The organism is Massilia sp. FBCC-B171, from assembly GCF_059134155.1.
In genome coordinates this window covers 606,329-632,370 of the sequence record NZ_CP101443.1, presented here as the reverse complement: position 1 = coordinate 632,370, position 26,042 = coordinate 606,329, and the positions used below count along the sequence as shown (strand labels likewise).

Genomic DNA, 26,042 nt, shown 5'->3' with positions numbered 1-26,042 from the left:
ATTTGTTTGCGCAGGCGGCGTGCAGATGTTGTACCGCGTGGGCACAGAGTGCCCGGTGAACCCGTCATTGAGGCCATTGGCCCCAATGACCCCTACGATTATTTTTTGGGGGCGTGGCCGCCGGTGCCGCTGAAGTCGAACACCGGGCGGTTTGGCTCGATCTCGGTAAACGCTTCGACTTCGCGCATGGTGTTCAGGGAGCGCGTGGTCAGCTGGTGGTATTGGCTCGTGCCGAAACTCTTCCATTTGACGTCGTCGTCCGTCAGCGCGCGCATCACCTTGGCGGGGGTGCCCATCACCATGCTGCGCGGCGGGATGACCATGCCGGCTTTTACGAAGCTCATGGCAGCGACGATCGATTCTTCGCCGACGACGGCGCCGTCCATCACGACGGCGTTCATGCCGACCATGGCGTTGCGGCCCACGCGGCAACCGTGCAGCACGGCGCCGTGGCCGATGTGGCCGTCGACTTCGATGACGGTCTCGCCGTCTTCGAAGCCGTGCATCACGCAGGAGTCCTGCACGTTGGCGCCCTCTTCCAGGATCAGGCGGCCGAAATCGCCGCGCAGCGAGGCCAGCGGGCCGATGTAGCAGCGCGGGCCGATGATGACGTCGCCGATGATGACTGCCGTCGGATGCACATAGCTCGTTGGGTGCACCACTGGGCGCACGCCGTCGATTTCATAGACTTTGACCATATTTTTAAACTCGCTCGATGATGAGGGCGATGCCCTGGCCGACGCCGATGCACATCGTGCACAGCGCGTAACGGCCACCGGTACGCTGCAATTGGTAGACCGCGGTGGTGACCAGGCGTGCGCCCGATGCGCCCAGCGGATGACCCAGCGCAATCGCGCCGCCGTTCGGGTTCACGTGTTCGGCGTCGTCGGCCAGGCCCAGGTCGCGCATGACGGCCAGGCCCTGCGCCGCAAAGGCTTCGTTCAGTTCGATCACATCCATCTGGCCGATCGTGAGGCCGGTCTGCGCCAGCACTTTTTTCGTCGCCGGCGAGGGGCCGAACCCCATGATCCGCGGCGGCAGGCCGGCCGTGGCCATGCCGATGATGCGGGCGCGTGGCGTCAAGCCAAAGCGCTCGGCGGCGCTGCCGGATGCGATCAAGAGCGCGCAGGCGCCGTCGTTCACGCCCGAGGCGTTACCGGCGGTGACCGTGCCGTCCGGCGTGACCACACCCTTCAGCTTGGCCAGCGCTTCGATCGTGGTCTCCGGACGCGGATGCTCGTCGGTGTCGAAGATGCGCGGGTCGCCTTTTTTAGTAGGCAGGGTGACGGACGCGATCTCGTCGCGGAACAAGCCGGCGGCATGCGCACGCGCCCAGCGCTGCTGGCTGCGGATCGCAAACGCGTCCTGGTCGGCGCGGTTCACGTTGAAGTCCTTCGCCACGTTCTCGGCCGTCTCCGGCATCGAGTCGATGCCGTACTTCGCCTTCATCAGCGGATTGACGAAACGCCAGCCGATGGTCGTGTCTTCGATTTTCGCAGCGCGCGAAAAGGCGGAATCGGCCTTGCCCATCACGAAAGGTGCGCGCGTCATGCTTTCCGAACCGCCGGCGATGATCAGCTGGGCCTGGCCCGACAGGATGGCGCGCGCGCCGATGCCGACCGCGTCCAGGCTCGAACCGCACAGGCGGTTGATGGTATTGCCCGGCACTTCAGGCGGCAGGCCGGCCAGCAGGCCCGCCATGTGGCCGACGTTGCGGTTGTCTTCACCCGCCTGGTTGGCGCAGCCCCAGTACAGGTCGTCGACCATGGCCCAGTCGACGCCCTTGTTGCGCTCCATGAGCGCGGCAATCGGGAGCGCGGCCAGGTCGTCGGCGCGCACCGACGCCAGCGCGCCGCCGTAGCGCCCGAACGGGGTGCGAATCGCGTCGCAGATGAATGCGTCAGTCATGAAGGTCTCCTCTTATGTATTTTTAGGACGGCGGTCGACCACGCGCCGGGCCTTGCCGGTCATCGTGCGTTCGATGCCCATCGGCGGGGTCAAGGTGACCTTGGTGCTCACGCCGACATAGGTCTTGATGCAGTGCTGCAGTTCGCGGCACAGGGCGTCCACGGTTTCCTGCGGCTGGTTCGCCTCCCTCAGTTCGCCGAGCACTTCCAGCGTGTCGAGGTGGCCGTCGCGCGCCACGACCAGCTGGTACTGGGGCGCCAGCGCCGGCATCTTCAACACCAGTTCTTCGATCTGGCTCGGGAACACGTTCACGCCGCGGATGATCAGCATGTCGTCCGAACGGCCCGTGATGCGGCCCATGCGGCGCATCGAGCGCGAGGTGGCGGGCAGCAAACGCGTCAGGTCGCGCGTGCGGTAGCGGACGATCGGCAGCGCTTCCTTGGTGAGCGAGGTAAACACCAGCTCGCCCTCTTCGCCATCTAGCAGCACTTCGCCCGTTTCGGGGTCGATGATTTCGGGATAAAAATGGTCTTCCCAGATGACGGGGCCGTCCTTGCTCTCGATGCATTCGCTGGCCACGCCCGGGCCCATGACTTCAGACAGGCCGTAGATGTCGACCGCGTCGATGCCCGCCTCGGTTTCGATCGTGCGGCGCATCTCGTTGGTCCAGGGTTCGGCCCCGAAGATGCCGACCTTCAGCGAGGACGCGGCTGGGTCAAGCCCCTGGCGCTTGAATTCCTCGACGATGTTGAGCATGTAGGAAGGCGTGACCATGATGATCGACGGTTGAAAGTCGCAGATCAGCTGCACCTGCTTTTCCGTCTGCCCTCCCGACATCGGCACCACGGTGCAACCCAGGCGCTCGGCGCCGTAGTGGGCGCCGAGGCCCCCGGTGAACAGGCCATAGCCATAGGCGATGTGGACCATGTCGCCCTGGCGGCCGCCGGCCGCGCGGATCGAGCGTGCGACCACGTCGGCCCAGGTATCGATGTCCTTCTTCGTATAGCCGACCACGGTCGGACGCCCGGTCGTGCCGGACGAGGCGTGCACGCGCACCACCTGCTCGCGCGGCACCGCAAACAGGCCAAACGGGTAGTTGTCGCGCAGGGTCTTCTTTTCGGTGAAGGGAAATTTCGCCAGGTCGGCAAGCGACTTCAGGTCGGCCGGATGCACGCCCGCATCGTCGAAGGCCTTGCGGTAGTGCGGCACATTGTCGTAGGCGTGCTGCAGCGACCACTTCAGGCGCTCGAGCTGCAGGGCCTGGAGTTCGTCGCGGCTGGCGCGTTCGATCGGTTCCAGCTCGCCGGGCGAGGGAGTACGTTGGACCATCTGAGTCTCCTTTAGGCTGTGGACTTTATGCGGCGGCGCTGGCCACCTCGGCCACCATGCCGCTCACGCGGTGCGATTTGCCGCGGAACAGGGCGATCGTGCGCCCTTCTTCGTTTTTCACCGTGACGTCGTAGACGCCGGTCTTGCCGGCCAGCGCCTGCTCGACCGCCTCGGCGATGAGCAGGTCGCCTTCGCGGCCCGGCGCCAGGTAGTCGATCGTACAGCCGGCGCCGACCGTGTTGAAATTGTGCGAGTTGCAGGAGAACGCGAAGGCGCTGTCGGCCAGCATGAAGATGAAACCGCCGTGGCAGGTGGCATGCCCGTTGAGCATGTCGGCGCGCACGCGCATCGACATGCGCGCATAACCGGGACGAATTTCGTCGAGCTTCATGCCCAGCGCCTGGCTGGCCGGGTCGCGCTCGTACATGGTCTTGCCGGCCAGTTCGGCCAGCTGTTGCGGATTGCTATGCATGGAAACGGGCTCCGTTTGGATTGGCGGCGAGCTTGCGGCGCAGCAGGGGCGAGACGCGGTAGCGGTCTTCGCCATAGGTGGCGGCGAGATTCGACAGGACCGTGACGACATGGGCAATGCCGACACTGTCCGCCCAGGCCAGCGGCCCGCGCGGATAGTTCACGCCCTTCTGCATCGCGATGTCGACCGCGAAGGCGCTGCACACGCCCTGGTTCACGGCGTCGGCCGCTTCGTTGGCGAGCATGGCGACGGTGCGCATCACGGCAAGACCCGGAATGTCGTCCAGGCGCGTGACCTGGAAGCCGGCCGCCTGAAACAGGCCGACGGCGGCCTGGTAGGCCTCCTCGCTGCACTGGTCAGCGCGCGCCAGCGCGATGCGGGTGGCTTTCGCGTGGTCGAGCAGCAGGTCGTAGACGATGGTGTTCGGGTGGTTGTTGGCGGCGGCGCGCTCGGTGGCGCTGCGGCCGTCGGTGAGGAAAATCGCGGCGCCATTCGTGTGGAAGGCCGGCGCTTCGTGCTTCTCGGCGCCTTGCAGGGGCTCGCGGTGTGCGGTCGTAAAGCCGGCGTCGAGCAGGCGCGCCTCCATCGGGCTCAGGACGCTGGACGTCACTTCGCGCGCGACGCTGATGCCGACCGTATGCGGACGCACCGCGTGCGGCTCGGTTTGCACGACGGGCTTGGCCGCATCCTCGCCGTAGCGGTAGAAGCCGCGGCCCGATTTGCGGCCGAGGAAACCGGCGTTCACCAGCTCCTGCTGCAGCACCGACGGCGTAAAACGCTGGTCGCCGAAATAGGCCGAGTGGACCGATTGCGTGACCGAGAAGTTCACGTCGTGGCCGATCAGGTCCATCAGCTCGAACGGGCCCATGCGAAAACCGCCGCAGTCGCGCATGACCGCGTCCAGCGTCGGCGCGTCGGCGGCGCCCTCCTGCAGCAAGCGCAGGGCCTCGGCGTAATACGGACGGGCGACGCGGTTGACGATGAAGCCGGGCGTCGACTTCGCGTGCACCGGGTCCTTGCCCCAGGCTTGCGCCGTGGCGTGGACGGTGTCGGCGACCTCCTTGCTGGTGGCCAGGCCACTGATGACTTCGACCAGCGCCATCAAGGGCACGGGATTGAAGAAGTGCATGCCGACCAGGCGCTCCGGATGGCGCAGTTGCGCCGCGATCGCGGTGACCGAAATCGAGGAGGTGTTGGTCGCGAGGATGCAGCGCTCTTCGACGATGCCTTCCAGTTCGGCGAACAAGCCGCGCTTGGCGTCGAGGTTCTCGACGATGGCTTCCACCACCAGCGCGGCGTCTTTCAGCTGCGCGAGCGAATCGACCGTGTGCAGGCGCTCGCGTGCGAGGTCCGCTTCCGCCGCGCCCATGCGGCCCTTGTCGACCAGCTTGTCGTAGACCTTGCCGATCTCGATGATCGCCTTGCTTGCCGCATCAAGCCGCGTGTCGAACAGGCGCACCTCGTGGCCGCTGGCGGCGGCCACTTGCGCGATGCCGGACCCCATGGCGCCGCTGCCGATGACCGCGACGACGCTGCCCTTTGCCAGACCCGCCATCCTATTCTCCCTTGAACTGCGCAGGGCGCTTGGCGATGAAGGCGGCGACGCCTTCGCGGTAGTCGTGGCTATAGCCCAGTTCGCGCATCATTTCGCCTTCCAGTTTCAGCTGGTCGGGCAGCGTGTTGGCATAGCTGGCCTGCAGCGCCTTCTTGGTAAAAGCCAGGCCTTTGGTCGGCGCGCTGGCGAAGTGGTTGGCCATGGCCATCGCTTCGTCCATCAGCGCTTCGTCCGGCACGCAGCGCCAGATCAGGCCCCACTCTTCCGCCTTTTCGGCCGACAGTTTTTCGCCCAGCATGGCCAGGCCCGTGGCGCGCGCGTGGCCGATCAGGCGCGGCAAATGCCAGGTGCCGCCGGTATCGGGAATCAAACCGAGTTTGCAGAAGGCTTCGATGAAGCTGGCCGATTTGGCGGCCAGCACGATGTCGCAGGCCAGGGCCAGGTTGGCGCCGGCGCCGGCGGCCACGCCGTTGACGGCGCAGATCACCGGCATCGGCAGGCTGCGCAATGTCATCACCAGCGGCGCATAGAATTTTTCGACGGACTCGCCGAGATCCACACCCGGCGCGCCGGGGCTGACCGCGCGGTCACCCAGGTCCTGGCCGGCGCAAAAGCCGCGGCCGGCGCCGGTGAGCACCAGCACGCGCACCGATTTGTCGGCCTGCAGCGTATCGAGCGCGTCGCGCACCTCACCGTGCATGGCCTGGGTGAAGCTGTTCAGGCGGTCGGGCCGGTTCAAGGTCAGTACTGCGACGCCATTCTCGATCTTGAATTGAATCGATTCGTAGCTCATGCTTTGTCTCCTCCAGTGTTTTTCGTTATTCGTGCTGGTCGAAATCGATGATCACGTTGTCCGTGATCGGGAAAGCCTGACAGCTCAGTACAAAACCGCGTGCCACTTCGTAGTCTTCGAGTGCGTAGTTCACGTCCATCTCGACATTGCCCTCGACGACCTTGCAGCGGCAGGTCGAGCAGACGCCGCCCTTGCATGAATAGCGCATGTCGATGCCGGCGCGCAGGCCCGCATCGAGGATCGATTCCTTGTCCTTGTCCATCGTAAAACTGGCGGCGCTGCCGTCCATGATCACGGTGACTTCGGTCTGGTGGCGGGTGCCTTCCACGACTGGACGTGGCTTGTGCTCGTGCTTCGGGATGCTGGCGGCGAACAGCTCGATGCGGATCTTTTCCTTGGCCATGCCGGCTTCCTGCAGGGACTGCGAGACGCCGTGCATCATGTCTTCCGGGCCGCAGATGAAGGCGATGTCGATATCCTCGGCATCGATCCAGTGCTTGAGGAAGGCGCTGCACTTCTCGCCGGTGATGCGGCCGTTGAAGAGTTCGATGTCCTGCTGCTCGCGGCTCATCACGTAGACGAGCTTGAGGCGGCCCATGTAGATGTCTTTTAGTTCGCTCAGCTCGTCGCGGAAGATGACCGACGAGGAGGCGCGGTTGCCGTAGACAAGCGTAAAACGGCTTTTCGGCTCGGTCAGCAGGGTGGTCTTGATGATCGAGAGGATGGGCGTGATGCCGCTGCCGGCGGCGAAGGCAAGGTAGTGGCGTTCGCTGTTCGGATCGAGCGGCACGTTGAAGTGGCCCATCGGCGGCATCACTTCCAGGGTGGCGCCGGCTTTCAGGTGTTCGTTGGCCCAGCTGGAAAACAGGCCGTTGGGCGTGCGCTTGATCGCCACGCGCAGCAGCTTGTCCTGCACGGCCGAGCAAATCGAGTAGGAGCGGCGTACGTCTTCGCCATCGATCATCGCGCGCAGGGTCAGGTGCTGGCCCTGCTGGTAGGCGAAGGTGGCTTGCAGTTCGGGCGGTACGGAGAAGGTGACGGCGACCGCGTCGCGCGTTTCGTGCTTCACCTTGGCCACGGTGAGTGGATAGAATTTGCTCATGTTCAGCTCAGTGACACTTGAAGTAATCGAAGGGTTCGCGGCAGTCGAGGCATTTGTAGAGCGCCTTGCATGGCGTCGAACCGAATTGGCTGGTGAGTTGCGTGTGCTTCGAGCCGCAGTTCGGGCAGGTGACTTCGGGTTCGACGAAGGTCCCGCGCTTGACGCCGCCGCGCAGGCCGCTGATGTCGATCGCCTGCTGCACCGGCGGCGCGATGCCATAGCCCTTGAGGGCGGCCTTGCCGGTCTCGCTCATCCAGTCGGTGGTCCAGGCGGGCGACAGGCGGCTGATCAGCCTGACCTTGTCCAGGCCGTGCGCATGCAGCGCTTCCTTCACGGTATCGGCAATGACCTGCATCGCCGGACAGCCGGAATAGGTCGGCGTGATGGTGACGACGCATTCGTCGCCTTCGTAGGCGACGTCGCGCACGATGCCCAGGTCGACCACCGAGATCACCGGGATCTCGGGATCGGGTACCTCGCCGAGCCAGGACCAGACCTGCTCGACCGTGGCGGCGTGCGGGCTCATTACCACTCGGCTCCGGGATAGGCGCGCTGCAGGAACTGCATCTCGGCCAGGATGAAGCCGAGGTGTTCGCTGTGGCGCCCTGCCTTGCCGCCGCGCTGCATCCAGGCGTCCGGGGACGGCATGGTGAGCGTGGCCTCAAGCAGGATGTCGTTCACATGGTCGAGGAAGGCGGCGCGCAGGTCTTCAGCCTTCGGGGCGATGCCCTGCTCGACCATGGCATTGTCGACCGCGTCGTAGATGAACACTTCGCCGCTGTACATCCACAGGTCGTCCAGCGCGGCCTGCATCTTGGCGTGGCTGACATCGGTGCCGTCGCCCAGGCGCACCACCAGGTCGCCGCTGCGGCGCAGGTGGTAAGTCACTTCCTTGAACGATTTTTCCGCGATCTCGGCGATGCGTGGATCGGTCGATTGCAGCAGGCCCTGCATCAGGAAGTAGTGCCAGGAATCGAACAGGAACTGGCGCATCATCGTTTCGGCGTAGCTGGCGTTGGGCTGCTCGACCAGCAGGACGTTGCGGAAGTCGATGGCGTCGCGGTGGTAGGCCAGCTTGTCTTCGTCGCGGCCTTTGCCCTCCAATTCGCCGGCGTAGGTCAGCCACATGCGCGTTTGACCTAACAGGTCCAGGGCGACGTTGGTCAGCGCCATGTCTTCTTCGAGGGCCGGGCCTTTGCCGCACAGCTGGCTAAGCTGTTGCGAGAGGATCAGGGCGTTGTCGCCCTGGCGCAGCAGGTATTCGATTTTCGCGTCCACGGGCGTGCTCACAGGTTTTTTACTTCTTCCGGCATCGGGAAGAAGGTCGGGTGGCGGTAGACCTTGCTGTTGGCCGGCTCGAACAGGGCTTCTTTATCAGACGGGCTGCTGGCCACGATGTCGGCGGCGCGCACGACCCAGATCGAGACGCCTTCGTTGCGGCGCGTGTAGACGTCGCGGGCGTTGTTGACCGCCATTTCGGCGTCAGGGGCGTGCAGGCTGCCGACGTGTTTGTGGGCCAGGCCGTGCTGGCTGCGGATGAATACTTCCCACAGGGGCCATTCTTTGCTCATGGTTTGTCTCCGGTGTTTCTGATTTTGTTGGTGCGTGCTGTTCGACTGCGGATGCGCTGTACCGCGTGGGCACGAGTGCCCGCCCTACGTACGCGGCCGCCGCGGGTATATGCGGTGGCCGCGGGCCGATTTATGCGGCGGCTTTGCGGGCGGCTTGCTTGTCGGCGTGCGCAACGAGCGCGTCGCGGAACCATTCGCCGTCGTCCCAGGCTTTTACACGCGTGCGCAGGCGCTCGCGGTTGCAGGGGCCGTTGCCCTTGAGGACGTTGTTGAACTCGCTCCAGTCGATCTCGCCGAATTCGTAGTGGCCGGTCTCGGCGTTGAATTTCAGGTCGGGATCGGGTACGGTCAAACCAAGGTATTCGGCTTGCGGCACGGTCTGGTCGACCATGCGCTGGCGCAGTTCGTCGTTCGAGAACAGCTTGATGCGCCATTTGCTCGACTGCGCACTGTTCACCGATTCGGCATCCGACGGGCCGAACATCATGAGCGAGGGCCACCACCAGCGGTTCAGCGCATCCTGGGCCATCGCCTTCTGTTCCGGCGTGCCCTTGGCGAGGCTCATCATGATGTCGTAGCCCTGGCGGGCGTGGAAGGACTCTTCCTTGCAGACGCGGATCATGGCGCGTGCATACGGGCCGTAGGAGCAGCGGCAGAGCGGGATCTGGTTGATGATGGCCGAGCCGTCGACCAGCCAGCCGATCGCGCCCATGTCGGCCCAGCTCAGGGTTGGGTAATTGAAGATGCTCGAATACTTGGCTTTGCCGGAGTGCAGCGCGGCCAGCAGTTCGTCGCGCGAGACGCCCAGGGTTTCGGCGGCACTATATAAATACAGGCCGTGTCCGGCTTCGTCCTGGATTTTCGCCAGCAGGACGGATTTGCGCTTCAGCGTCGGTGCGCGCGTCACCCAGTTGCCCTCAGGCAGCTGGCCGACGATTTCGGAGTGCGCGTGCTGGGAGATCTGGCGCACCAGCGTCTTGCGGTAGGCCTCCGGCATCCAGTCCTTCGCTTCGATCTTCACGCCGGCGTCGATGCGGGCCTGGAAGGCCTGCTCTTCAGCGCTCATGTCTTCCATTGTCTGGACCTTTTTCAGGCCCGTTTCCACCAGTTGCGCATACATGGTCAGTCTCCCATTGCAAACATCGTCCAACAATAATACGATACAGAAAACGAGATGTACACCAAAATTTTGAATCATATTGAGCAGCATTCACTGACGGATTTACATGAAACAATTGACCAGCGCTGAATGGATCGGCCAGGCACTTGCCGCCGAGCCACTACGCTCGAAATCCCTGGTGATGACGGTGATGGGCGACGCCATCGCTCCCCACGGCGGCGCGGCCTGGCTGGGCAGCCTGATCGAATTGCTGGCCCCGCTCGGCGTGACCGACCGCCTGGTGCGGACCAGCGTGTTCCGGCTGGTGCAGGAAGGCTGGCTGACCGCCAGCCGCGAGGGACGGCGCAGCCGCTACGGCTTCGATCCGAAATCGCTGCCGCGTTTCCAGCGCGCCGACCGCCGCATCTACGCCCCGCCCGGCCTGCACTGGGATGGCCGCTGGACGCTGGTGATCGCGCCCAACGGCAGCATCGATGGCGATCTGCGCACGGCGGTACGAAAAGAGCTGGCGTGGGAAGGTTTTGCGATGCTGGGACCGGGCCTGCTGGCCCATCCCGGGGCCGATGCCGAAGGATTGCTCGATGCCTTGCAGCGCACCGGCGGGCGCGAGAAAGTGTTTGTGGTGACCGCGGCCGAGTTGCCGGACGTCGGCTCGCGGCCCTTGCAGGAACTGGTAGGCGAAGGCTGGGATCTCACCGCCGTGGCGCAGAGCTATCGCGGCTTCATCGACCAGTTCACGCCGCTGCTGGCTTTATTGCGCGCGGCGCCCGATGTGGCGCCGCTCGACGCGTTTGCGATTCGCTCGCTCCTGATTCACGCCTACCGCCGCCTGCAGCTGCACGATCCGATGCTGCCGATCGAACTGCTGCCCGATCCCTGGCCGGGGTCGGATGCGTATGCCGTGGCGCGCGACGTCTACCTGATGGTGTATGCGCAGGCCGAGCTGCATGTCGATGCGGTGCTCAGGCGCGAGGATCCGGCGACGCCGGCCGCCGATGAAGCGTTTTATCAGCGCTTCGGCGGATTGCGCGGCTGATAATTGGTATCATCTCGGCTTTACGCCTTCTACGGGACACACCATGTCTATCAAGATCAGCAGCCAGTTCGACGCTGGCGCCATCGAGATCGTGAACGCCACAAGCGCGAACGCCATCGACCTGAACATCCGCAAGGATTCGCACGCCGACATCACCCAGTGGTTCTACTTCCGCCTGCAGGGCGCGCAAGGACAAGCCTGCACCATGCGCCTGCTGAACGCCGGCCAGGCCGCCTATCCGGCCGGCTGGGAAGACTACCAGGCGATGGCCAGCTACGACCGCATCAACTGGTTCCGCGTGCCGACCACCTTCGACGGCCAGGTCATGACGATCAACCACACGCCGGGCATGGACAGCGTCTACTACGCCTATTTCGAGCCCTACTCGTGGGAACGCCACCTGGAACTGCTCGACCGCGCGCAGATGAGCGAGAACGTGCGCATGCTCGACCTGGGCTCGACCGTCGACGGCCGCGACCTGAACATGCTCGTCATCGGCGAACCCGCCGCGGGTAAAAAGAAGGTCTGGGTCATCGCGCGCCAGCACCCGGGCGAGACGATGGCCGAGTGGTTCGTCGAAGGCATGCTCGACGCCCTGCTCGACCCGGCCCACCCGTTCGCACGCCAGTTGCTGAACGAAAGCGTGTTCTACGTGGTCCCGAACATGAACCCGGACGGCTCGGTGCGCGGCAACCTGCGCACGAATGCCGCCGGCGCCAACCTGAACCGCGAGTGGCTCAATCCGACGATGGAACGCAGCCCGGAAGTCTTCTTGGTCAAGCAGAAGATGCATGAAGTGGGCGTCGACCTGTGCCTGGACGTGCACGGCGACGAAGGCCTGCCCTACGTGTTCGTGGCCGGCAGCGAATCCCTGCCGACGTTCACACCCGAGCAGGACGCGGCCCAGAAGCGCTTCATCGCCGACTTCAAGATCGCCAGCCCCGACTTCCAGGACGTGCACGGCTATGGCGAATCGCCCTATACCGAAGAGACGCTGACCATGGGTTCGCCCCACATCACGCACGCCTTCGGCTGCCTGTCGCTGACGCTGGAACTGCCGTTCAAGGACAATGCCAACGACCCCGACCCGCAAGTGGGCTGGGACGGCGCCCGCAGCGCGCGCCTGGGCGCGGCAGTGCTGCAGCCGGTGCTGCAATCGATCCGCGCACAGAAATAACACGCACGAACGCCCCGCCAGCCGGGGCGTTGTCTCATTTTAGAAAGAACACGCACCATGACCATCTTCTCCGCCTCCGTCTTCGACGCCACCGTCATCTATAACGGCCACGAAATGTTCAAAGGCCAGGGTTCGGCCACGATGTGGGCCGAAAAGGTGGCCAAGGAACTCGAAACCCCGATCCGCGTCGAAAAAGTCGGCACCGGCTGGGTCCTGCGCGGCCGGGTCGACGGCGAGGACGTTACCTGGGGTATTTACGGCCAGCGCCTGAGCCGCATCGAAGCTGTTTGAACGTACCCAAGCGTACAAAGACCCGCCGGAAAATCGTTCTATAATCACGTCATCAGCACTGCCGCACAGCGACGGCAACGCTACCACACCCGGTCGGGCTTGCGACGGCGTCCGCCAGCATGCAGCAGCAGTCGCCCCGGTCAAACGATAGGCCGTGTCCATGAATTCCCCATCTTCCTTGCGCACCGCGGAGCCTTATCCCACCCCCCGCATCTCGACCGGCATCGCCGGCCTGGACGACATCCTCGGTGGCGGGCTGACGCCGCAACGTGTCTACCTGGTGGAAGGCTCGCCGGGCGCAGGCAAGACCACGCTCGGCCTGCAGTTCCTGCTCGACGGCGTCGCCAAGGGCGAGCACGGCCTGTACATCACGCTGTCCGAGACGATCGACGAATTGAAAGCGGTCGCGGCCAGCCATGGCTGGTCGATCGACGCGCTGACCCTGTTCGAATTGGCCAGCGACCTCTCGCTCGACATCGACGCCCAGCAGTCGGTGTTCCACCCGTCGGAAGTGGAACTCGGCGAAACCACCCGCAACGTGATGGCCGAGGTCGAGCGCGTAAAACCGGTGCGCGTGGTCTTCGACAGCCTGTCGGAGATGCGCCTGCTGGCCCAGAACCCGCTGCGCTACCGGCGCCAGATCCTGGCCCTGAAGCAGTTTTTCGCGGCGCGTCACTGTACCGTGCTGCTGCTGGACGACAAGACCAGCCAGCCCGACCAGCACCTGCACAGCATCGCGCACGGCGTCGTCAGCCTCGAGCAGATCGCCAAGGAATTCGGCAAGGAGCGCCGCCGCGTCAACATCATCAAGATGCGCGGCATCCGTTTCCGCGGCGGCTACCATGACTACACGCTCGATACCGGCGGCATCACCATGTACCCTCGCCTGGTCGCGGCCGAGCACATGCTCGACTTCACGCCCGAAGTGCGCTCCACCGGCTCGACTGGACTGGACAAGCTGCTCGGCGGCGGCTTGGTCAGCGGCACCAACACGCTCGTGGTCGGCCCGTCCGGCATCGGCAAGACCACCCTGCTGGCGCGCTGCCTGCTGTCGGCCCTCGAGCGCGGCGAAACGGCTTCGTTCTACCTGTTCGACGAGGGCCTGGGCACCTTCTTCGCGCGCAGCGTGGCGCTCGGCATGGACCTGCGCCCGTTTGTCGACAGCGGCAAGCTGCGCATCCACCACATCGATCCGGCCGAGCTCTCGCCGGGCGAATTCGCGCAAATGCTGCGCGACGCGGTCGAGCAGCACGGCGTCTCCTTCCTCGCCATCGACAGCCTGAACGCCTACCTGCAGGCCATGCCGGGCGAGCAGTTCCTGACCCTGCAGATGCACGAACTGCTGTCCTATCTGAACCAGCAGGGCGTGACCACGCTGCTGGTGCTGGGCCAGCACGGCCTGATCGGCGAAGTGCGTTCCGACGTCGACCTGAGCTACCTGTCCGACACCACGGTGCTGCTGCGCTTCTTCGAATCGAGCGGGCGCCTGCGCCGCGCCATCACCGTCATCAAGAGCCGCACCGCGAGCCACGCGCTGACCATCCACGAACTCCAGCTCGGCCAGGACGGCGTGCGCGTCGGCGAGCCGCTCGAGGGCTTCGAGGGCGTACTCAGCGGCCTGCCGAGCTACCATGGCTCGACGCCGATGATGGCGTCCATTCCGCATGCAGCCGAGTAATGCAAGACGCTAACTCAGCCGACGAACGCATCCTGATCTTCGCGCCGCACGGGCGCGATGCCCAGGTCATATGCACGGTGCTCGAGCGCGACGGCTTCGGCTGCGCCACCGTCGACAGCTTCGACAGCTTTGTCGACAGCATCGCCGCCGGCGCGGGTGCCGCCATCGTCGCCGAGGAAGCGCTGCAGCAGATCGACACCACGCGCCTGCGCGACTGGCTCGACGCTCAGAAGCACTGGTCCGACTTTCCCTTCGTCGTGCTGCTCACGCGCAGCGTCGGCGTGCCGGCCGACGCTGCGCGCGCGCGCCTGGGGGAGCTGGGCAACGTGATCCTGCTGGAGCGCCCGCTGAACGCGCAGACCTTGCGCTCGGCCGCGCTGTCGGTGCTGCGCGCGCGCCGCCGCCAGTACCAGGCGCGCGACGTGCTGCTCGACCGCGAGCGCACTGCCGAGAGCCTGCGCCAGAGCCAGGAAGCGCTGGTACAGTTGAACGAAACCCTGGAAGCACGGATCGACGAGCGCACAAGCGCGCTGGAGGAGCGCACCCGCGCCCTGGCCCAGGCCAACGACCGCCTGATGAACGAGGTGATCGAGCGCGAACGCGTGCAGCAGGCGATGGTCCAGTTCCAGAAGATGGAAGCGGTCGGGCGCCTGACCGGCGGCATCGCGCACGATTTCAATAATCTGCTCAACGTGGTCCAGGGCAGCATGGACCTGATCCTCCTGATGTCGAAGGACGACGTCGCAAAACAGCGCGCCGAAGTGGCGCGCCGCGCCTGCCAGCGCGGCGGCAAGCTCACCAGCCAGCTGCTGGCCTTCTCGCGCAACCAGAGCCTGGACCTGCGCCCGCTCGATGTGAACACCCTGTTCGAAGGCGTGCGCGAACTGGTCGCCACCTCGCTCGGCTCGAGCATCCGCCTGAAGTTCGAGGTCGATCTGCAGACCGCCAGCGTCATGGCCGATACCAACCAGATGGAGATGGCGCTCTTGAACCTGGCGATCAATGCGCGCGACGCCATGTCGGCCGGCGGCGAGCTGCGTTTCAATGCCGGCCCGGCCACGCCGCCGGGCGGCTTGCTGCCCGACGGCGACTATGTGCGCATCGCCGTGACCGACAGCGGCGAAGGCATGCCGCCCGAAGTGGCGGCGCGCGTGTTCGAACCCTTCTTCACCACCAAGGGCGTCGGCAAGGGGACGGGCCTGGGCCTGTCGCAGGTGTACGGCATGGCGCAGCAGTCCGGGGGCGCCGCGCGCATCCTGAGCGAACCGGGCGTCGGCACGACGGTGGAAATCTGGCTGCCGGCGGCCGGCAACGGCCTTGAGACGGCCGTCGCGGCCGCACCGGCGTCTGCCGCGGCGCCGCGGCCCGGCGTGCGCATCCTGGTGGTCGAGGACGACGATTTCGTGCGCGAATCGATGGTCGAATCGCTCGAAGCCCTGGGTCACACGGTGGCCCAGGCGCCGGACGGCGAAGCGGGCCTGCGCGAACTCGGGCGCGCCGCGCCCGACCTGATCATCACCGACTACCTGATGCCCGGCATTACCGGCGCCGAACTGGTGCAGCGCGCACGCCAAACCCTGCCGGGCGTGCCGATGATCATCGCCACCGGCTATGCCGACATGAAGGCGATCGAACAGGTGATTGGCGACGATATGCTGCTGCGCAAACCGTTCCAGCTGGCGGAACTGGCGGCCACCGTGGAGCGGGCCTTGCAGAAGGTCAGCAGCGAGGCGGCGGCGGGTTAAGCACCTGTCCCAGGGCTCCCGTAGAGCGCTTCGGTGGTGGCGATCGACTCGCGCACCAGCGCTTCGAGCACGGCCAGGTCGATGTCGGCCAGCTTGCGCACATACAGGCAGCCTTTTCCCATCTTGTGCCGGCCGAGTTGCGCCAGCAGGGCTGCGCGCGCTTCGGTGTCGCAGCTGAGGTAGATGCTGATGTCGCCCTTGCGCGACGCAAACCCGGCCATCGGGGCATCGCCCTCGCGCCCGCTGGCATAGCGGTAGTGATAGCTGCCGAAACCGACGATGCTGGGACCCCACATCACCGGAGGCTCGTCCGTGATCCGCTCCATCAACCCGGCCAGGACCGCGCAGTCGGCACGGCGTACAGGGTCGTCGATCGCGCCAAGGTAGCCGCGCGCATCGACTGGGGTCGGCATCGTCTTGTTGGCGGCCATGCTCACCCCGCCCTGATTACAGCTGCACGCCCAGGTTCTTGTCCACCCACGCGTGCGCATCCTCGACGTTATCGAAGTGCACGGTGGCGATCACTGTCTTGTCGTGCGCCAGGCAGCTGAGGTAAACACGATTTTCGTCGGCTGAACTGAGCAGGTCGGACTGGGGCGACAATTCGACCGATGCCACCAGGTCGAGATTGAGCAGCACTGCCTTCTTCGAGTTGTTTTCTTTGTCGATGCGAATGAACTTGCTCATGCTTTTCCTTGATTACCTGCGCTTAGTTACCTGCGACAACCATCTTTTCGATCAGGATCGAGCCCGTCGATTTATTCCCGCGCGACAGCACGTCGGTGCCGATGGCGACGATCTGCTGGAACATCTCGCGCATGTTGCCGGCGATCGTGATTTCCTCGACCGGGTACTGGATGACGCCGTTCTCGACCCAGTAGCCGGAAGCGCCGCGCGAATAGTCGCCGGTGACGTAGTTCACGCCCTGCCCCATCAGTTCGGTCACCAGCAGGCCGGTGCCCATCTTGCTCAGCATGCCTTTGAAATCGTCGGCCAGCTTCGTTTCATCGGAGGTGATGGTGAGGTTGTGCGCGCCGCCGGCGTTGCCGGTCGTTTTCATGCCGAGCTTGCGGGCCGAATACGAACCGAGGAAGTACCCCTGCAGCACGCCGCTGTCGATGACCTTGCGGCGCACGGTACGCACGCCTTCTTCGTCGAAGGGCGAGGAGCCGACTTCGCCGATCACGTGCGGGTCTTCCACGATCTGGATGTGGCTCGGGAAGACCTGCTTGCCCAGCGTATCGAGCAGGAAGGTGGACTTGCGGTACAGCGCGCCGCCCGACACCGCCTGCACGAAGGCGCCGACCAGGCCCGCGGCCAGGGGCGCCTCGAACAGCACCGGGCAGGTGAGCGTGTTGAGTTTGCGGGCATTCAGGCGGGCGAGTGCGCGTTCGGCGGCGTAACGGCCAACCGCTTCCGGCTTGGCCAGCTTTTTCGGGTCGCGCGCCGAGGTGTACCAGTCGTCGCGCTGCATCTTGCTGCCCTTGCCGGCGATCGGTGCGATCGACATCGTGTGGCGCGAGAACGGATAGCCGCCGATGAAGCCGCGCGTGTTGGCGGCGACGAAATGCGACTGCTGCACGTAGACGCTGGCGCCTTCGCTGTTGGTGATGCGGGGATCGACCTCGAAGGCCGCGTTCTCGCAGCGCTGCGCCAGTTCGACCGCTTCTTCGGTGGATATCTGCCACGGGTAGCACAGGCGCAGGTCGCGCGGGTCCATTTCCAGCATGTCGGCGTCGGGCAGGCCGGCCGCGTCGTCCTCGGCGGTGAAGCGGGCGATGTTCCAGGCCGCTTCCACGGTGGCCTTGAGCGAGGTCTCGGAAAAGTCGGAGGTGCTGGCGTTGCCGCGGCGCTGGCCGGCGTAGACGGTGACGCCGATGCCCTTGTCCTTGTTCTGCTCGATGGTCTCGATCTTGCCGCGACGTACCGACACCGACAGTCCGCTACCCTCGCTGATTTCGACCGAGGCGTCGGTTGCGCCCTGGTCCTGGGCGAAGGCGAGGACGCTCTTGGCCAGTTCTTTCAACTGGGCCTGGGTGTGGGTAAAAACGGAGCTGTTCATATCGAGTTTTTTGTGCGAGCCCTAAAACAGTTATCATAGCAGCCGTTTACTGTTTTTACTGATCGGCTCAGCGCCAATCGGATCAATCGATACCATGCCAAATCCAAACCGCGGCTCGGTGGGCTTCCAGTCCAACGAGTTCGAGCAAGAATACGAACGCCCATCCAAATCTGAGCTCAAGCGCCAGATGGACGAGTTGCAGAAACTCGGAGCGCAGCTCGTTGCCGAGCCGCGCGACCGCGTCAAGCGCGTCCCGATGCCGGAAGACGTCAAGGACGCCATCCTGATGTGCCAGACCATCACGAATCACGAAGGGCGCCGCCGCCAGCTGCAGTTCGTCGGCAAGAAGATGCGCACCCTGACGGACGAGGAAGTGGCCGTCATCCAGCGCACCATCGACAGCTGGAAAGGCGCCTCGAAAGCGGAAACCGCCGCGCTGCACGCGCTCGAGCGCCGCCGCGACAAGCTGCTGACCGACGACAAGGCCCTGACGACCCTGCTGGAAGAGAACCCGGAACTCGACGTGCAGCACCTGCGCACGCTGATCCGCAACGCCCGCAAGGAGCAGGCCGAATCGAAACCGCCGAAGGCCTTCCGCGAACTGTTCCAGATCCTGAAGGACCTGAGCAAGAAGAAAGCCGCCCCAACCGAGGATGAGCTGGAAGACGATGAGTCCGCAGACGAGTAAGGCGCAGGAGCTGGTCATCGGCCTGGTCTCGGTCTCGGACCGCGCCAGTGGCGGCATTTACGAGGACAAGGGCATTCCTGCGCTGCAGGACTGGATCGCCTCGGCCCTCACCACGCCCTACCGGATCGAGCCGCGCCTGATTCCCGACGAGCGCACGCAAATCGAGAAGACCCTGATCGAACTGGTCGACGTCACCGGCTGCCACCTGGTGCTCACCACCGGCGGCACCGGCCCCGCGCGCCGCGACGTCACGCCCGAGGCGACGCTGGCTGTCGGCACCAAGGAGATGCCGGGCTTCGGCGAGCAGATGCGCCAGATCAGCCTGCGCTTCGTGCCGACCGCCATCCTGTCGCGCCAGGTCGCCGTGATCCGCGAGACCGCCGACCACGCGGCGCTGATCATGAACCTGCCCGGCCAGCCGAAGGCGATCAAGGAAACCCTGGAAGGGTTGAAAGACGCAGACGGGAAGAGTATCGCCGGCGGCATTTTTGCCGCGGTCCCCTATTGCATCGACCTGATCGGCGGCCCCTACATGGAAACCAACCCGGCCGTGACGACCGCCTGGCGCCCAAAGTCGGCCCAGCGTCCGGCCCCACCCCAGGACAACGCATGAGCGATCTGCTGCAAAACATCGAAATCGAAACGGCACCGAATCCGACGGTTGCCGTCATCTGGCTGCACGGCCTGGGCGCCGACGGCAATGACTTTGTGCCGCTGGTGCGCGAACTCGACCTGAAGGGCCTGCCCGGCATCCGCTTCGTGTTCCCGCATGCGAAACAGATTCCGGTGACGATCAACGGCGGCTACATCATGCGCGCCTGGTACGACATCAGCGTCGCAGACCTCACGCGCCGCGAAGACGAAACGGGTCTGCGCGACTCGCAGCGCGACGTCGAGGCCCTGATCGCACGCGAAAAGGCGCGCGGCATCCCGGCCTCGCGCATCATCCTGGCCGGCTTCTCGCAAGGCTGCGCGATGACGCTGCAGACCGGCCTGCGCCACCCGGAAAAGCTGGCCGGCATGCTCTGCCTGTCGGGCTATTTGCCGCTCAACGAAACCGTGACGCACGAGCGCACCGAGGAAAGCATCGACACCCCGATCTTCATGGCGCACGGCCGCCAGGACCACGTGGTGCCCTTCATCCGCGCGGAGCAGTCGCGCGACGTCCTGCAAGGCCTTGGCTATACCATCGAATGGCACGAATACCCGATGCAGCACTCGCTCTGCTTCGAGGAAGTGCAGGACATCTCGGCGTGGATGAAAAAAGTACTGGCTTAACAGCCTCAAACCACGGGAGCCCTGGCTCCCGTTTTACATTGGAGGTCCTACCATGGCCAAGAAAGAAGAAGCGCTCGACGAAGAAACGATGGCACTGATTAACTGGTGCATCGAAGTCGAAGGACACCTGGTTGCCGGCGGCGCCACGCAGAAAGAGGCGCAGGACCATATCGAGGAGCAGGTCGAGTGGTTCACCGATCTGTTTTATGACGGTTTGAGCCCGGAAGAAGCGGCGAAGGAAGCGCTGGCCTGACCGCCAGCGCCGCTATTCCGGCAAGGGCGCGGCGCTCGACACGGGCATTTCCGTGCGCGCCGTGTTCATCACCATCGCCAGGAAGGTGTAATACCCGTTCAATCCCATCAGGTCGACCACGCCCTGCTCGCCGAACAGCGCCAGCGCCTGCGCATAGGTAGGGTCCGATACCTGCTTGTTCTGGTGCAGCTCGATGCAGAAGTCGTAGACCACCGCTTCGTCCATCAGCATGCTCGCCGGCCGTTCGCGCCGCGACACCGCCTCGATCACCTGTGCCGGCAAGCCTACCTGCGCCGCGATCGGCGCGTGGATGGCCCACTCTACCGCCTGGTTCCAATGACGCGCCGTCACCAGGATCACCAGTTCCGACAACCTGACGCCGATGGCGCTGCGGTAGCGCAGGTATTCGCCCATGCGCTGCGCATTTTCCAGCAGTTCCGGACTGCGCAGCAAGGGCACGAAGGGGCCGTACAGCGCGCCGCGCGGCCCTGCGATGACGGCCTGCGCGGCGCGGCGCTGGGCCTCGGTCAGCTGGTCGGGGGGAATCGGGGGCAGGCGGTCACTCATGCTGGGCCTCGAGAAATGTCTAAACGGAAAAAATAGTCGCACAGCTTCCGTTAAAGATCAAAAAAAATCCCACCAGGATGAGATTTTTATCAAACGACACTATTTTTGCGGCGCAAGCAGCCAGGCCGTCATGTCGAGTGCGTCGCGTTCGCTCACGCCCATCGTCGGCATGGCGGTATGGGGGTCGATCGCTTGCGGGTTGCGGATCCAGCGCACCAGGTTGGCCTGGTTGTTGGGCAGTTTGCCTGCGATGAAGCGCTGCTCGGGCAGGTCCACCAATGGCCGGCCGACATAGGTCTCGGGACCGGTGAGACCCGGAATCATGTGGCAGGCGCGGCAGGCATGCTGGGCCAGCGCGACGCGGCCGCGCGCGGGGTCGCCCTGCAGGCCGGTCGGCGCCGGGGTGTCCTGGCAGCCGGCGAGCAGCGTTAAGGCCAGGCCGACGGTGAGGAGGCGCGCGCTCATTCGGCTGCTCCCGCGGTGGTTGGCGCCGAGGATGGCGTCTCCGCCACGTTCGGGACCCCGGTGGCCTGCGCGTAATCGCGCGCCGACAAGGTCGGCAGCACGCCCATGAAGGCGACCACGGACCACAAGTCGGCGTCGCTCATGTGGAACTGCCAGGCCGGCATCCCGCTCATCTTGATGCCGTGCTTGGTGATCCAGTACAGCTCGCGCGGCTGCCAGCGCGCGCCGGCGTCGATCAGGGGGCCGGGCAGCGGCTGCATGCTCTGCCCAAGCTTGGCCTGGGCCGAACCGGGACCGCCGTGGCACTGGACGCAATTTGCTGCGTACACGACCGCGCCGCGCGCCACCTGCTGCGGCGCGCCCAGCGGCGGCACTTTCACGTCCTTGGCGTGATTGCGTACCGAATAATGCATCCCCTTCTCCAGCACCGAATACGTCACTTGCAGGTGCTGGTTGGTGGCCGTGGTGTCGTACCAGCCGGCACGCAGCACGATGGCCCCGGTGGTGGCGGCCGCCAGCCCGGCCAGCACCAGGGTGGCGGCGGCGGTTTTCAGGATCAGGCGGGTACGGTTCGAGAGCATCGGTGGTCGCTGGCTGGGGGTGCGCACTGTTGAAAAAATGATATTGTTTCTCTTGTATTATATAGAGCCATACGCTTCTTCGGATTCAATTGTGCGCAATCACTTCCCCCTCCCCTCACTGCCGCGTCCCCGCCGCCTCTGCGCCGCTGGACTGTGCCTGGCATTGCTGGCCGGCTGCGGCGAACGCGAGGCGCCACAGCCAGTGAGCGGCGGCGATCCGCTCCAGGGCCAGCGCTTGATGGCGCAGTACCAGTGCACCGCCTGCCATGCGGTTCCGGAAGTGCCGGGCGCGGCCGGCAATGCCGGGCCGCCGCTGGAGTTATTCGGCCGGCGCAGCTATATCGCCGGCGGCATCCCGAACACGCCGTCGAACCTGACGCGCTGGCTCGACAACCCGCAGGCGGTGAAACCCGGCACCGCGATGCCGGACCTGGGCGTCTCGCCCGACGAAGCGCGTCACATGGCGGCTTACCTGCTGACGCTGCGATGAGCGTGCCGCTGCAGTCCGCCCTCCATCCCGCCGGTCCCGATGCGGCCATCATCGCGCACCTGTCCTGGGTCCTGTTCGCGGGCGGCGCCGTCATTTTCGTCGCCGTGATGGCGCTGATGGTGCTAAGCCTGCGCCCGAACCTGCGGCCGGTCTCGGCGCGCTGGTGGATCGCCGGCGCCGGCATCGCCTTTCCGGTCGTGGTGCTCACCGCCTTGCTGGTGTGGAGCACCTGGCGCAGCGCGGAACTGACGCCCCAGACCTCGCGCGGCGCGACCAGTATTGGCGTCTCCGCCAAGATGTGGTGGTGGGAAGTGCGCTACCACGACCCCGCCAGCGGCCGCGAAGTGGTCAGCGCCAACGAGATCCGCATTCCGGCAGGCCGCCCGGTCTACATCGGCCTCACCTCGCCCGACGTGATCCACAGCCTGTGGATTCCGGCTTTGAACGGCAAGATCGACGCCATGCCGGGCCGCGTCAACGGCCTGACCCTGCAGGCCGACAAACCCGGCATCTACCGCGGCCAGTGCGCCGAATTCTGCGGCGAGCAGCATGCGCGCATGGCCTTGTACGTGGTGGCGATGGCGCCCGGCGATTACGCGGCCTGGCTCGCGCGCGAAGCGCAGCCGGCGCGCGCGATCGCGCCGGGGCCAGACAACGCCTTGATCGAACGCGGCCGCGCCGCCTTCATCGAACAGCGCTGCCAGAGCTGCCACACGATCCGCGGCGTGGCCGAGGGTGCGCGCCTGGGGCCGGACCTGACCCACGTGGGCGGGCGCACCCACATCGCCGCAGGCACGCTGCGCACGCACCGCGGCACCCTGGCCGGCTGGATCGCCGATCCGCAAGCCATCAAACCGGGCGCGCGGATGCCGGCCGCCACTGACATCGACGGGGCCACGCTGCAAGCCCTGGCCGCCTACCTCGAACAGCTGAAATGAACACCACCATCACCGCGGACGAGCTGTCCGCCGCCCTGCCCAGCTCCCTGCCGCGTCCTCCCGGGGAACTGGAACGGCTGGAAAAACCCTGGCGCCGCCCAACCGGCTGGCGCTTCTTGACCCGCGTCGACAACACCAGCATCGGCCTGCTCTACATCGGCACCGCGCTGCTGTTCTTCCTGCTGGCCGGCATCCTCGGCCTGATGATGCGCACCCAGCTGGCGGTGCCCGACAACGACCTCTTGAGCGCATCGACCTACAACCAGGTCTTCACCATGCACGGCACGGTGATGATGTTCCTGTTCGCCATTCCGATCGTCGAGGCGATTGCCGTATTCCTGCTGCCGAACATGCTCGGCGCGCGCGACCTGCCCTTCCCGCGCCTGTCGGCCTATGCCTTCTGGGCGTATGCGATCGGCGGCCTGGCTTTCTTCTGCACGCTGTTCTTCGGCTTGTCTCCGGACGGCGGCTGGTTCATGTATCCGCCGCTGACGGGCAAGGCGTATTCGCCCGGCCTGAACGCCGACTTCTGGCTGCTCGGGATCGGCTTCATCGAGATCTCGGCGATCGCCGGCGCCATCGAACTGATCGTCGGCATCCTGTTCACGCGCGCGCCCGGGATGAAGCTGGTGGACATGCCGGTGTATGCCTGGGCCATGCTGGTGGTGGCCGTGATGATCGTGTTCGCCTTCCCGGCCATCATCGCCGGCACCACGCTGCTCGAGATGGAACGCGCCTTCGACTGGCCCTTCTTCATCGCCGAGCGCGGCGGCGACCCGGTGCTGTGGCAGCACCTGTTCTGGTTCTTCGGGCATCCCGAGGTGTACATCATCTTCCTGCCCGCCGCCGGCATGGTCTCGACCATGATCCCGTCGATCGCCGGCACCCCGCTGGTCGGGCGCAAGGCCATCATCGTGGCGCTGGTGATCGTCTGCTTCTTCAGCTTCGCGCTGTGGGCGCACCACATGTTCACGGCCGGCCTGGGCGTGATGACGATGAGTTTCGTCTCGGCTGCCAGCATGGCCGTCGCGGTACCGACCGCGATCCAGGTGTTCGGCTGGATCGCCACACTCTGGAAGGGCAAAGTGACGATGAACGCGCCGGCCCTGTTCCTGGGCGGCTTCATGTTCATTTTCGTGCTCGGCGGCCTGACCGGCGTGATGGTGGCGCTGCTGCCCTTCGACTGGCAGGCGCACGACACCTATTTCATCGTCGCCCACCTGCATTACGTGCTGGTCGGCGGGATGGTGTTCCCGGTGTTCGCGGCCTTGTACTACTGGATCCCGCTGATCAAGGGCCAGCGCATGTCGGAGCGCCTGGCGAAATGGGCGTTCTGGCTGATGTTTGGCGGTTTTAACATTGCCTTCTTCCCGATGCACATCACGGGCCTCTTGGGCATGCCGCGCCGCGTCTACACCTACCCGACCGAGATGGGCTGGGACTGGCTGAACCTGGTCTCGACGCTGGGCGCCTTCGTCCTCGCGCTCGGCGTGCTGGTGGTGCTGGTCGACATCGTGCGCACGCTGCGCCGGCCGGAGAAAGAGGTCGGCAACCCATGGAATGCCTCGACCCTCGAATGGCTGCCGACCGAGGTGTATGCCACGCGCAGCATCCCGCTCGTCAAGTCGGCCGACCCGCTGTGGGACCAGCCGAACCTGGCCGAACAGGTCGAAGCGGGCCAGCACTACCTGCCCGGCACCGCCAGCGGGCAGCGCGAGACGATCGCCACCAGCCCGGTCTCGGCGACGCCCAAGTACCTGTTGATCCTGCCGACCGACGGCTGGCTGCCCTTCATTGCCGCCGCCGGCACCGCCGGCTTCTTCCTCTTGATGACGATGAAGCTAACCTTCATTGCCTGGGCGTGCGGCATCGCGGCGATCGTCTCCACGGTCGCCTGGCTGTGGGGCTCGGACAAGAAGCATGCGATCACCGAGGCGCGCGTCTCGGACACGCTGGTGCTGCCGGTGGGCGCGCAAGGCACGGCCTCGCATTCGTGGTGGGGCACGATCATCATGCTGGTGGTCGACGCGACCATCTTCGCTTCCCTGCTGTTTGCCTACATCCACATCTCGATGCGCCTGGAAGTGTGCCCGCCGCCGGCGGCCACCCTGCCCGACGTGCGCTGGCCGTTGATCTCCGGCGCCCTGCTGGCGCTGGGTTCTGGCCTGATGCTGTGGGCCGTGCGCAGCATCGGCAAGCAGCGCCTGCCCTGGCTGGCGCTGGCGGCAACAAGCTGCGTGATCGGCTCCTTCCTGGTCGACCTGTACGGCTACGACCTGGCCGGACTGGCGCCGCGCGCGCAGGCCTGGAGCGCAACGATCGCGGCACTGTTAAGCTACCAGGGACTGCACGTCGTCATCCTGGCGATTGCGGGCCCCTACCTGGCGGCGCGTGCCTGGAGCGGACGCCTGTCTCCGTCCAGCCGTGCGACGCTCGACAATACGGCACTGATCTGGCACTACACGACGCTGCAGGGCATCGCCCTGTCGCTGGCAGTGCATGTCGTGCCCATGCTGATGGAGTGATCGATGCGCGAACGGTTCTTCAGAAAGCTCATCCGCGGGACCTTGCCGATGCTGGTCTGGGCGGCGCATTTCGCCGGCAGCTATGTGCTGGTCGCGGCCCAGTGCAGCCCGGCCGGCTTCGCGCCCGGCAGCCCGCACCGGCTGCCGCTGGCCCTGATGACGGTCGTGGCGCTGGCGGTCTGCGCAGCGCTGGCCTGGCGCGCGCGGGGTACGCTCAGTGGCGGGAACGAGGAGACCGCGCTGCTGGACTGGGCGGCGGCGCTGACGGCGCTGCTGGCCTTTGCAGGGATTGCGTGGACCTCCGTGCCGATGTGGTTTATCGACAGTTGCGCGTAGGGTGACGCAGTGCGCGTTAGATCAGGCGTGCGTTGAACGCGTGGGCGGCAAAGCCACCCACGCGTTCAACGCACGTCAGCAG

Annotated in this window: 30 protein-coding genes; 13 read left to right on the top strand and 17 right to left on the bottom strand. The window is 65.4% G+C overall.

Annotated elements, in window-relative coordinates; translation table 11 throughout:
• Positions 1-98 precede the first annotated feature (98 nt).
• From NMB41_RS02970 to paaA, 11 genes are all read right to left on the bottom strand, one after another.
• Entirely contained in the window at positions 99-698 is a 600-nt protein-coding gene (locus NMB41_RS02970; RefSeq protein ID WP_494380998.1) for a phenylacetic acid degradation protein PaaY, read from the bottom strand.
• Between the two features lie 4 nt (positions 699-702).
• The gene (gene pcaF / locus NMB41_RS02965; RefSeq protein ID WP_494380997.1) at positions 703-1,908 is read right to left on the bottom strand and encodes a 3-oxoadipyl-CoA thiolase; all 1,206 of its coding nucleotides are present in this window, start codon (positions 1,906-1,908) and stop codon (positions 703-705) included.
• A gap of 12 nt (positions 1,909-1,920) precedes the next feature.
• Entirely contained in the window at positions 1,921-3,237 is a 1,317-nt protein-coding gene (paaK, locus tag NMB41_RS02960; protein ID WP_494380996.1) for a phenylacetate--CoA ligase PaaK, read from the bottom strand.
• Positions 3,238-3,262: 25 nt separating this feature from the next.
• Positions 3,263-3,709: a hydroxyphenylacetyl-CoA thioesterase PaaI gene (paaI, locus tag NMB41_RS02955; RefSeq protein ID WP_494380995.1), complete on the bottom strand. Its 447-nt coding sequence runs from the start codon at positions 3,707-3,709 to the stop codon at positions 3,263-3,265.
• Positions 3,702-5,264, bottom strand: a complete 1,563-nt coding sequence (gene paaH, locus NMB41_RS02950; RefSeq protein WP_494380994.1) for a 3-hydroxyacyl-CoA dehydrogenase PaaH — start codon at positions 5,262-5,264, stop codon at positions 3,702-3,704. The genes paaI and paaH overlap by 8 nt, the downstream gene beginning before the upstream one ends.
• 1 nt (position 5,265) lies before the next feature.
• Positions 5,266-6,057 carry a 2-(1,2-epoxy-1,2-dihydrophenyl)acetyl-CoA isomerase PaaG gene (gene paaG / locus NMB41_RS02945; RefSeq protein WP_494380993.1) on the bottom strand — a complete coding sequence of 264 codons (792 nt, stop codon included), beginning with the start codon at positions 6,055-6,057 and terminating at the stop codon, positions 5,266-5,268.
• A gap of 25 nt (positions 6,058-6,082) precedes the next feature.
• On the bottom strand, positions 6,083-7,159 hold the full coding sequence (paaE, locus tag NMB41_RS02940; RefSeq protein ID WP_494380992.1) for a 1,2-phenylacetyl-CoA epoxidase subunit PaaE: 1,077 nt from the start codon (positions 7,157-7,159) through the stop codon (positions 6,083-6,085).
• A 7-nt stretch (positions 7,160-7,166) separates the two neighbouring features.
• Positions 7,167-7,685 carry a 1,2-phenylacetyl-CoA epoxidase subunit PaaD gene (gene paaD, locus NMB41_RS02935; protein ID WP_494380991.1) on the bottom strand — a complete coding sequence of 173 codons (519 nt, stop codon included), beginning with the start codon at positions 7,683-7,685 and terminating at the stop codon, positions 7,167-7,169.
• Positions 7,685-8,437: a 1,2-phenylacetyl-CoA epoxidase subunit PaaC gene (paaC, locus tag NMB41_RS02930; RefSeq protein WP_494380990.1), complete on the bottom strand. Its 753-nt coding sequence runs from the start codon at positions 8,435-8,437 to the stop codon at positions 7,685-7,687. Before paaC ends, paaD begins: the two co-directional genes overlap by 1 nt.
• Positions 8,438-8,445: 8 nt before the next feature.
• Positions 8,446-8,730 (bottom strand): 1,2-phenylacetyl-CoA epoxidase subunit PaaB, encoded by a 285-nt coding sequence (paaB, locus tag NMB41_RS02925; protein WP_305824063.1) that lies wholly within the window; start codon positions 8,728-8,730, stop codon positions 8,446-8,448.
• Positions 8,731-8,860: 130 nt separating this feature from the next.
• Positions 8,861-9,850 carry a 1,2-phenylacetyl-CoA epoxidase subunit PaaA gene (paaA, locus tag NMB41_RS02920; RefSeq protein WP_494380989.1) on the bottom strand — a complete coding sequence of 330 codons (990 nt, stop codon included), beginning with the start codon at positions 9,848-9,850 and terminating at the stop codon, positions 8,861-8,863.
• Positions 9,851-9,956: 106 nt separating this feature from the next.
• Between paaA and paaX the strand changes: the two genes are divergently transcribed.
• The 5 genes from paaX (at position 9,957) to NMB41_RS02895 (ending at position 15,777) form a co-directional block, all read left to right on the top strand.
• Positions 9,957-10,886, top strand: coding sequence for a phenylacetic acid degradation operon negative regulatory protein PaaX (paaX, locus tag NMB41_RS02915; RefSeq protein ID WP_494380988.1), 930 nt, complete (start codon positions 9,957-9,959; stop codon positions 10,884-10,886).
• A 43-nt stretch (positions 10,887-10,929) separates the two neighbouring features.
• Positions 10,930-12,063 carry a M14 family metallopeptidase gene (locus NMB41_RS02910; protein ID WP_494380987.1) on the top strand — a complete coding sequence of 378 codons (1,134 nt, stop codon included), beginning with the start codon at positions 10,930-10,932 and terminating at the stop codon, positions 12,061-12,063.
• Positions 12,064-12,120: 57 nt separating this feature from the next.
• Positions 12,121-12,354, top strand: a complete 234-nt coding sequence (locus tag NMB41_RS02905) for a hypothetical protein (protein ID WP_494380986.1) — start codon at positions 12,121-12,123, stop codon at positions 12,352-12,354.
• 160 nt (positions 12,355-12,514) lie between these two features.
• Entirely contained in the window at positions 12,515-14,032 is a 1,518-nt protein-coding gene (locus tag NMB41_RS02900) for an ATPase domain-containing protein (protein WP_494380985.1), read from the top strand.
• Entirely contained in the window at positions 14,032-15,777 is a 1,746-nt protein-coding gene (locus tag NMB41_RS02895) for a response regulator (protein ID WP_494380984.1), read from the top strand. The genes NMB41_RS02900 and NMB41_RS02895 overlap by 1 nt, the downstream gene beginning before the upstream one ends.
• Here NMB41_RS02895 and NMB41_RS02890 read toward each other — a convergent pair.
• Genes NMB41_RS02890 through pmbA form a run of 3 tightly spaced genes read right to left on the bottom strand, consistent with a single transcriptional unit; the run spans position 15,774 to position 17,839 of the window.
• Entirely contained in the window at positions 15,774-16,208 is a 435-nt protein-coding gene (locus NMB41_RS02890) for a DUF1801 domain-containing protein (RefSeq protein ID WP_494380983.1), read from the bottom strand. The genes NMB41_RS02895 and NMB41_RS02890 overlap by 4 nt on opposite strands.
• A 16-nt stretch (positions 16,209-16,224) precedes the next feature.
• Positions 16,225-16,464, bottom strand: a complete 240-nt coding sequence (locus NMB41_RS02885) for a hypothetical protein (protein WP_494380982.1) — start codon at positions 16,462-16,464, stop codon at positions 16,225-16,227.
• Positions 16,465-16,486: 22 nt separating this feature from the next.
• Positions 16,487-17,839, bottom strand: a complete 1,353-nt coding sequence (pmbA, locus tag NMB41_RS02880) for a metalloprotease PmbA (RefSeq protein ID WP_494380981.1) — start codon at positions 17,837-17,839, stop codon at positions 16,487-16,489.
• Positions 17,840-17,933: 94 nt separating this feature from the next.
• Between pmbA and yjgA the strand changes: the two genes are divergently transcribed.
• The 4 genes from yjgA to NMB41_RS02860 are packed head-to-tail and all read left to right on the top strand — an operon-like array spanning position 17,934 to position 20,058.
• Complete coding sequence (gene yjgA / locus NMB41_RS02875; RefSeq protein WP_494380980.1) at positions 17,934-18,527, top strand: ribosome biogenesis factor YjgA; 594 nt, start codon at positions 17,934-17,936, stop codon at positions 18,525-18,527.
• On the top strand, positions 18,508-19,140 hold the full coding sequence (gene mog, locus NMB41_RS02870; protein ID WP_494380979.1) for a molybdopterin adenylyltransferase: 633 nt from the start codon (positions 18,508-18,510) through the stop codon (positions 19,138-19,140). The genes yjgA and mog overlap by 20 nt, the downstream gene beginning before the upstream one ends.
• Positions 19,137-19,805, top strand: a complete 669-nt coding sequence (locus NMB41_RS02865; RefSeq protein WP_494380978.1) for an alpha/beta hydrolase — start codon at positions 19,137-19,139, stop codon at positions 19,803-19,805. The genes mog and NMB41_RS02865 overlap by 4 nt, the downstream gene beginning before the upstream one ends.
• Positions 19,806-19,857: 52 nt before the next feature.
• Positions 19,858-20,058, top strand: coding sequence for a hypothetical protein (locus tag NMB41_RS02860; protein WP_494380977.1), 201 nt, complete (start codon positions 19,858-19,860; stop codon positions 20,056-20,058).
• A 12-nt stretch (positions 20,059-20,070) separates the two neighbouring features.
• On the opposite strand, the gene NMB41_RS02855 is transcribed toward NMB41_RS02860, so the two are convergent.
• From NMB41_RS02855 to NMB41_RS02845, 3 genes are all read right to left on the bottom strand, one after another.
• The gene (locus tag NMB41_RS02855; protein WP_494380976.1) at positions 20,071-20,625 is read right to left on the bottom strand and encodes a carboxymuconolactone decarboxylase family protein; all 555 of its coding nucleotides are present in this window, start codon (positions 20,623-20,625) and stop codon (positions 20,071-20,073) included.
• Between the two features lie 99 nt (positions 20,626-20,724).
• Positions 20,725-21,090, bottom strand: a complete 366-nt coding sequence (locus NMB41_RS02850) for a c-type cytochrome (RefSeq protein WP_494380975.1) — start codon at positions 21,088-21,090, stop codon at positions 20,725-20,727.
• Positions 21,087-21,671 (bottom strand): c-type cytochrome, encoded by a 585-nt coding sequence (locus NMB41_RS02845; protein ID WP_494380974.1) that lies wholly within the window; start codon positions 21,669-21,671, stop codon positions 21,087-21,089. The genes NMB41_RS02850 and NMB41_RS02845 overlap by 4 nt, the downstream gene beginning before the upstream one ends.
• A gap of 91 nt (positions 21,672-21,762) precedes the next feature.
• On the opposite strand from NMB41_RS02845, the gene NMB41_RS02840 reads away from it, so the two are divergent.
• From NMB41_RS02840 to NMB41_RS02825, 4 genes are read left to right on the top strand one after another with little or no spacing between them, the layout of a single operon-like run.
• The gene (locus NMB41_RS02840) at positions 21,763-22,161 is read left to right on the top strand and encodes a c-type cytochrome (RefSeq protein ID WP_494380973.1); all 399 of its coding nucleotides are present in this window, start codon (positions 21,763-21,765) and stop codon (positions 22,159-22,161) included.
• Positions 22,158-23,099, top strand: a complete 942-nt coding sequence (locus tag NMB41_RS02835) for a cytochrome c oxidase subunit II (RefSeq protein ID WP_494380972.1) — start codon at positions 22,158-22,160, stop codon at positions 23,097-23,099. The genes NMB41_RS02840 and NMB41_RS02835 overlap by 4 nt, the downstream gene beginning before the upstream one ends.
• On the top strand, positions 23,096-25,624 hold the full coding sequence (gene ctaD, locus NMB41_RS02830; protein ID WP_494380971.1) for a cytochrome c oxidase subunit I: 2,529 nt from the start codon (positions 23,096-23,098) through the stop codon (positions 25,622-25,624). The genes NMB41_RS02835 and ctaD overlap by 4 nt, the downstream gene beginning before the upstream one ends.
• Positions 25,625-25,627: 3 nt before the next feature.
• Positions 25,628-25,960, top strand: coding sequence for a hypothetical protein (locus tag NMB41_RS02825; RefSeq protein ID WP_494380970.1), 333 nt, complete (start codon positions 25,628-25,630; stop codon positions 25,958-25,960).
• The last annotated feature ends 82 nt before the right edge of the window (positions 25,961-26,042 follow it).

What these genes read in the sequence shown, in the direction of transcription:
- NMB41_RS02835 (WP_494380972.1), top strand. Translation starts at nt 22,158, where the DNA reads ATGAGCGTGCCGCTGCAGTCCGCCCTCCATCCCGCCGGTCCCGATGCG.
- paaH (WP_494380994.1), bottom strand. Translation starts at nt 5,264, where the DNA reads ATGGCGGGTCTGGCAAAGGGCAGCGTCGTCGCGGTCATCGGCAGCGGC.
- paaG (WP_494380993.1), bottom strand. Translation starts at nt 6,057, where the DNA reads ATGAGCTACGAATCGATTCAATTCAAGATCGAGAATGGCGTCGCAGTA.
- NMB41_RS02860 (WP_494380977.1), top strand. Translation starts at nt 19,858, where the DNA reads ATGGCCAAGAAAGAAGAAGCGCTCGACGAAGAAACGATGGCACTGATT.
- paaB (WP_305824063.1), bottom strand. Translation starts at nt 8,730, where the DNA reads ATGAGCAAAGAATGGCCCCTGTGGGAAGTATTCATCCGCAGCCAGCAC.
- NMB41_RS02910 (WP_494380987.1), top strand. Translation starts at nt 10,930, where the DNA reads ATGTCTATCAAGATCAGCAGCCAGTTCGACGCTGGCGCCATCGAGATC.
- NMB41_RS02865 (WP_494380978.1), top strand. Translation starts at nt 19,137, where the DNA reads ATGAGCGATCTGCTGCAAAACATCGAAATCGAAACGGCACCGAATCCG.
- NMB41_RS02845 (WP_494380974.1), bottom strand. Translation starts at nt 21,671, where the DNA reads ATGCTCTCGAACCGTACCCGCCTGATCCTGAAAACCGCCGCCGCCACC.
- NMB41_RS02905 (WP_494380986.1), top strand. Translation starts at nt 12,121, where the DNA reads ATGACCATCTTCTCCGCCTCCGTCTTCGACGCCACCGTCATCTATAAC.
- paaI (WP_494380995.1), bottom strand. Translation starts at nt 3,709, where the DNA reads ATGCATAGCAATCCGCAACAGCTGGCCGAACTGGCCGGCAAGACCATG.
- ctaD (WP_494380971.1), top strand. Translation starts at nt 23,096, where the DNA reads ATGAACACCACCATCACCGCGGACGAGCTGTCCGCCGCCCTGCCCAGC.
- paaA (WP_494380989.1), bottom strand. Translation starts at nt 9,850, where the DNA reads ATGTATGCGCAACTGGTGGAAACGGGCCTGAAAAAGGTCCAGACAATG.
- pmbA (WP_494380981.1), bottom strand. Translation starts at nt 17,839, where the DNA reads ATGAACAGCTCCGTTTTTACCCACACCCAGGCCCAGTTGAAAGAACTG.
- NMB41_RS02900 (WP_494380985.1), top strand. Translation starts at nt 12,515, where the DNA reads ATGAATTCCCCATCTTCCTTGCGCACCGCGGAGCCTTATCCCACCCCC.
- paaX (WP_494380988.1), top strand. Translation starts at nt 9,957, where the DNA reads ATGAAACAATTGACCAGCGCTGAATGGATCGGCCAGGCACTTGCCGCC.
- NMB41_RS02890 (WP_494380983.1), bottom strand. Translation starts at nt 16,208, where the DNA reads ATGGCCGCCAACAAGACGATGCCGACCCCAGTCGATGCGCGCGGCTAC.
- NMB41_RS02855 (WP_494380976.1), bottom strand. Translation starts at nt 20,625, where the DNA reads ATGAGTGACCGCCTGCCCCCGATTCCCCCCGACCAGCTGACCGAGGCC.
- NMB41_RS02970 (WP_494380998.1), bottom strand. Translation starts at nt 698, where the DNA reads ATGGTCAAAGTCTATGAAATCGACGGCGTGCGCCCAGTGGTGCACCCA.
- NMB41_RS02885 (WP_494380982.1), bottom strand. Translation starts at nt 16,464, where the DNA reads ATGAGCAAGTTCATTCGCATCGACAAAGAAAACAACTCGAAGAAGGCA.
- yjgA (WP_494380980.1), top strand. Translation starts at nt 17,934, where the DNA reads ATGCCAAATCCAAACCGCGGCTCGGTGGGCTTCCAGTCCAACGAGTTC.
- mog (WP_494380979.1), top strand. Translation starts at nt 18,508, where the DNA reads ATGAGTCCGCAGACGAGTAAGGCGCAGGAGCTGGTCATCGGCCTGGTC.
- paaE (WP_494380992.1), bottom strand. Translation starts at nt 7,159, where the DNA reads ATGAGCAAATTCTATCCACTCACCGTGGCCAAGGTGAAGCACGAAACG.
- NMB41_RS02850 (WP_494380975.1), bottom strand. Translation starts at nt 21,090, where the DNA reads ATGAGCGCGCGCCTCCTCACCGTCGGCCTGGCCTTAACGCTGCTCGCC.
- pcaF (WP_494380997.1), bottom strand. Translation starts at nt 1,908, where the DNA reads ATGACTGACGCATTCATCTGCGACGCGATTCGCACCCCGTTCGGGCGC.
- paaD (WP_494380991.1), bottom strand. Translation starts at nt 7,685, where the DNA reads ATGAGCCCGCACGCCGCCACGGTCGAGCAGGTCTGGTCCTGGCTCGGC.
- paaK (WP_494380996.1), bottom strand. Translation starts at nt 3,237, where the DNA reads ATGGTCCAACGTACTCCCTCGCCCGGCGAGCTGGAACCGATCGAACGC.
- NMB41_RS02895 (WP_494380984.1), top strand. Translation starts at nt 14,032, where the DNA reads ATGCAAGACGCTAACTCAGCCGACGAACGCATCCTGATCTTCGCGCCG.
- NMB41_RS02825 (WP_494380970.1), top strand. Translation starts at nt 25,628, where the DNA reads ATGCGCGAACGGTTCTTCAGAAAGCTCATCCGCGGGACCTTGCCGATG.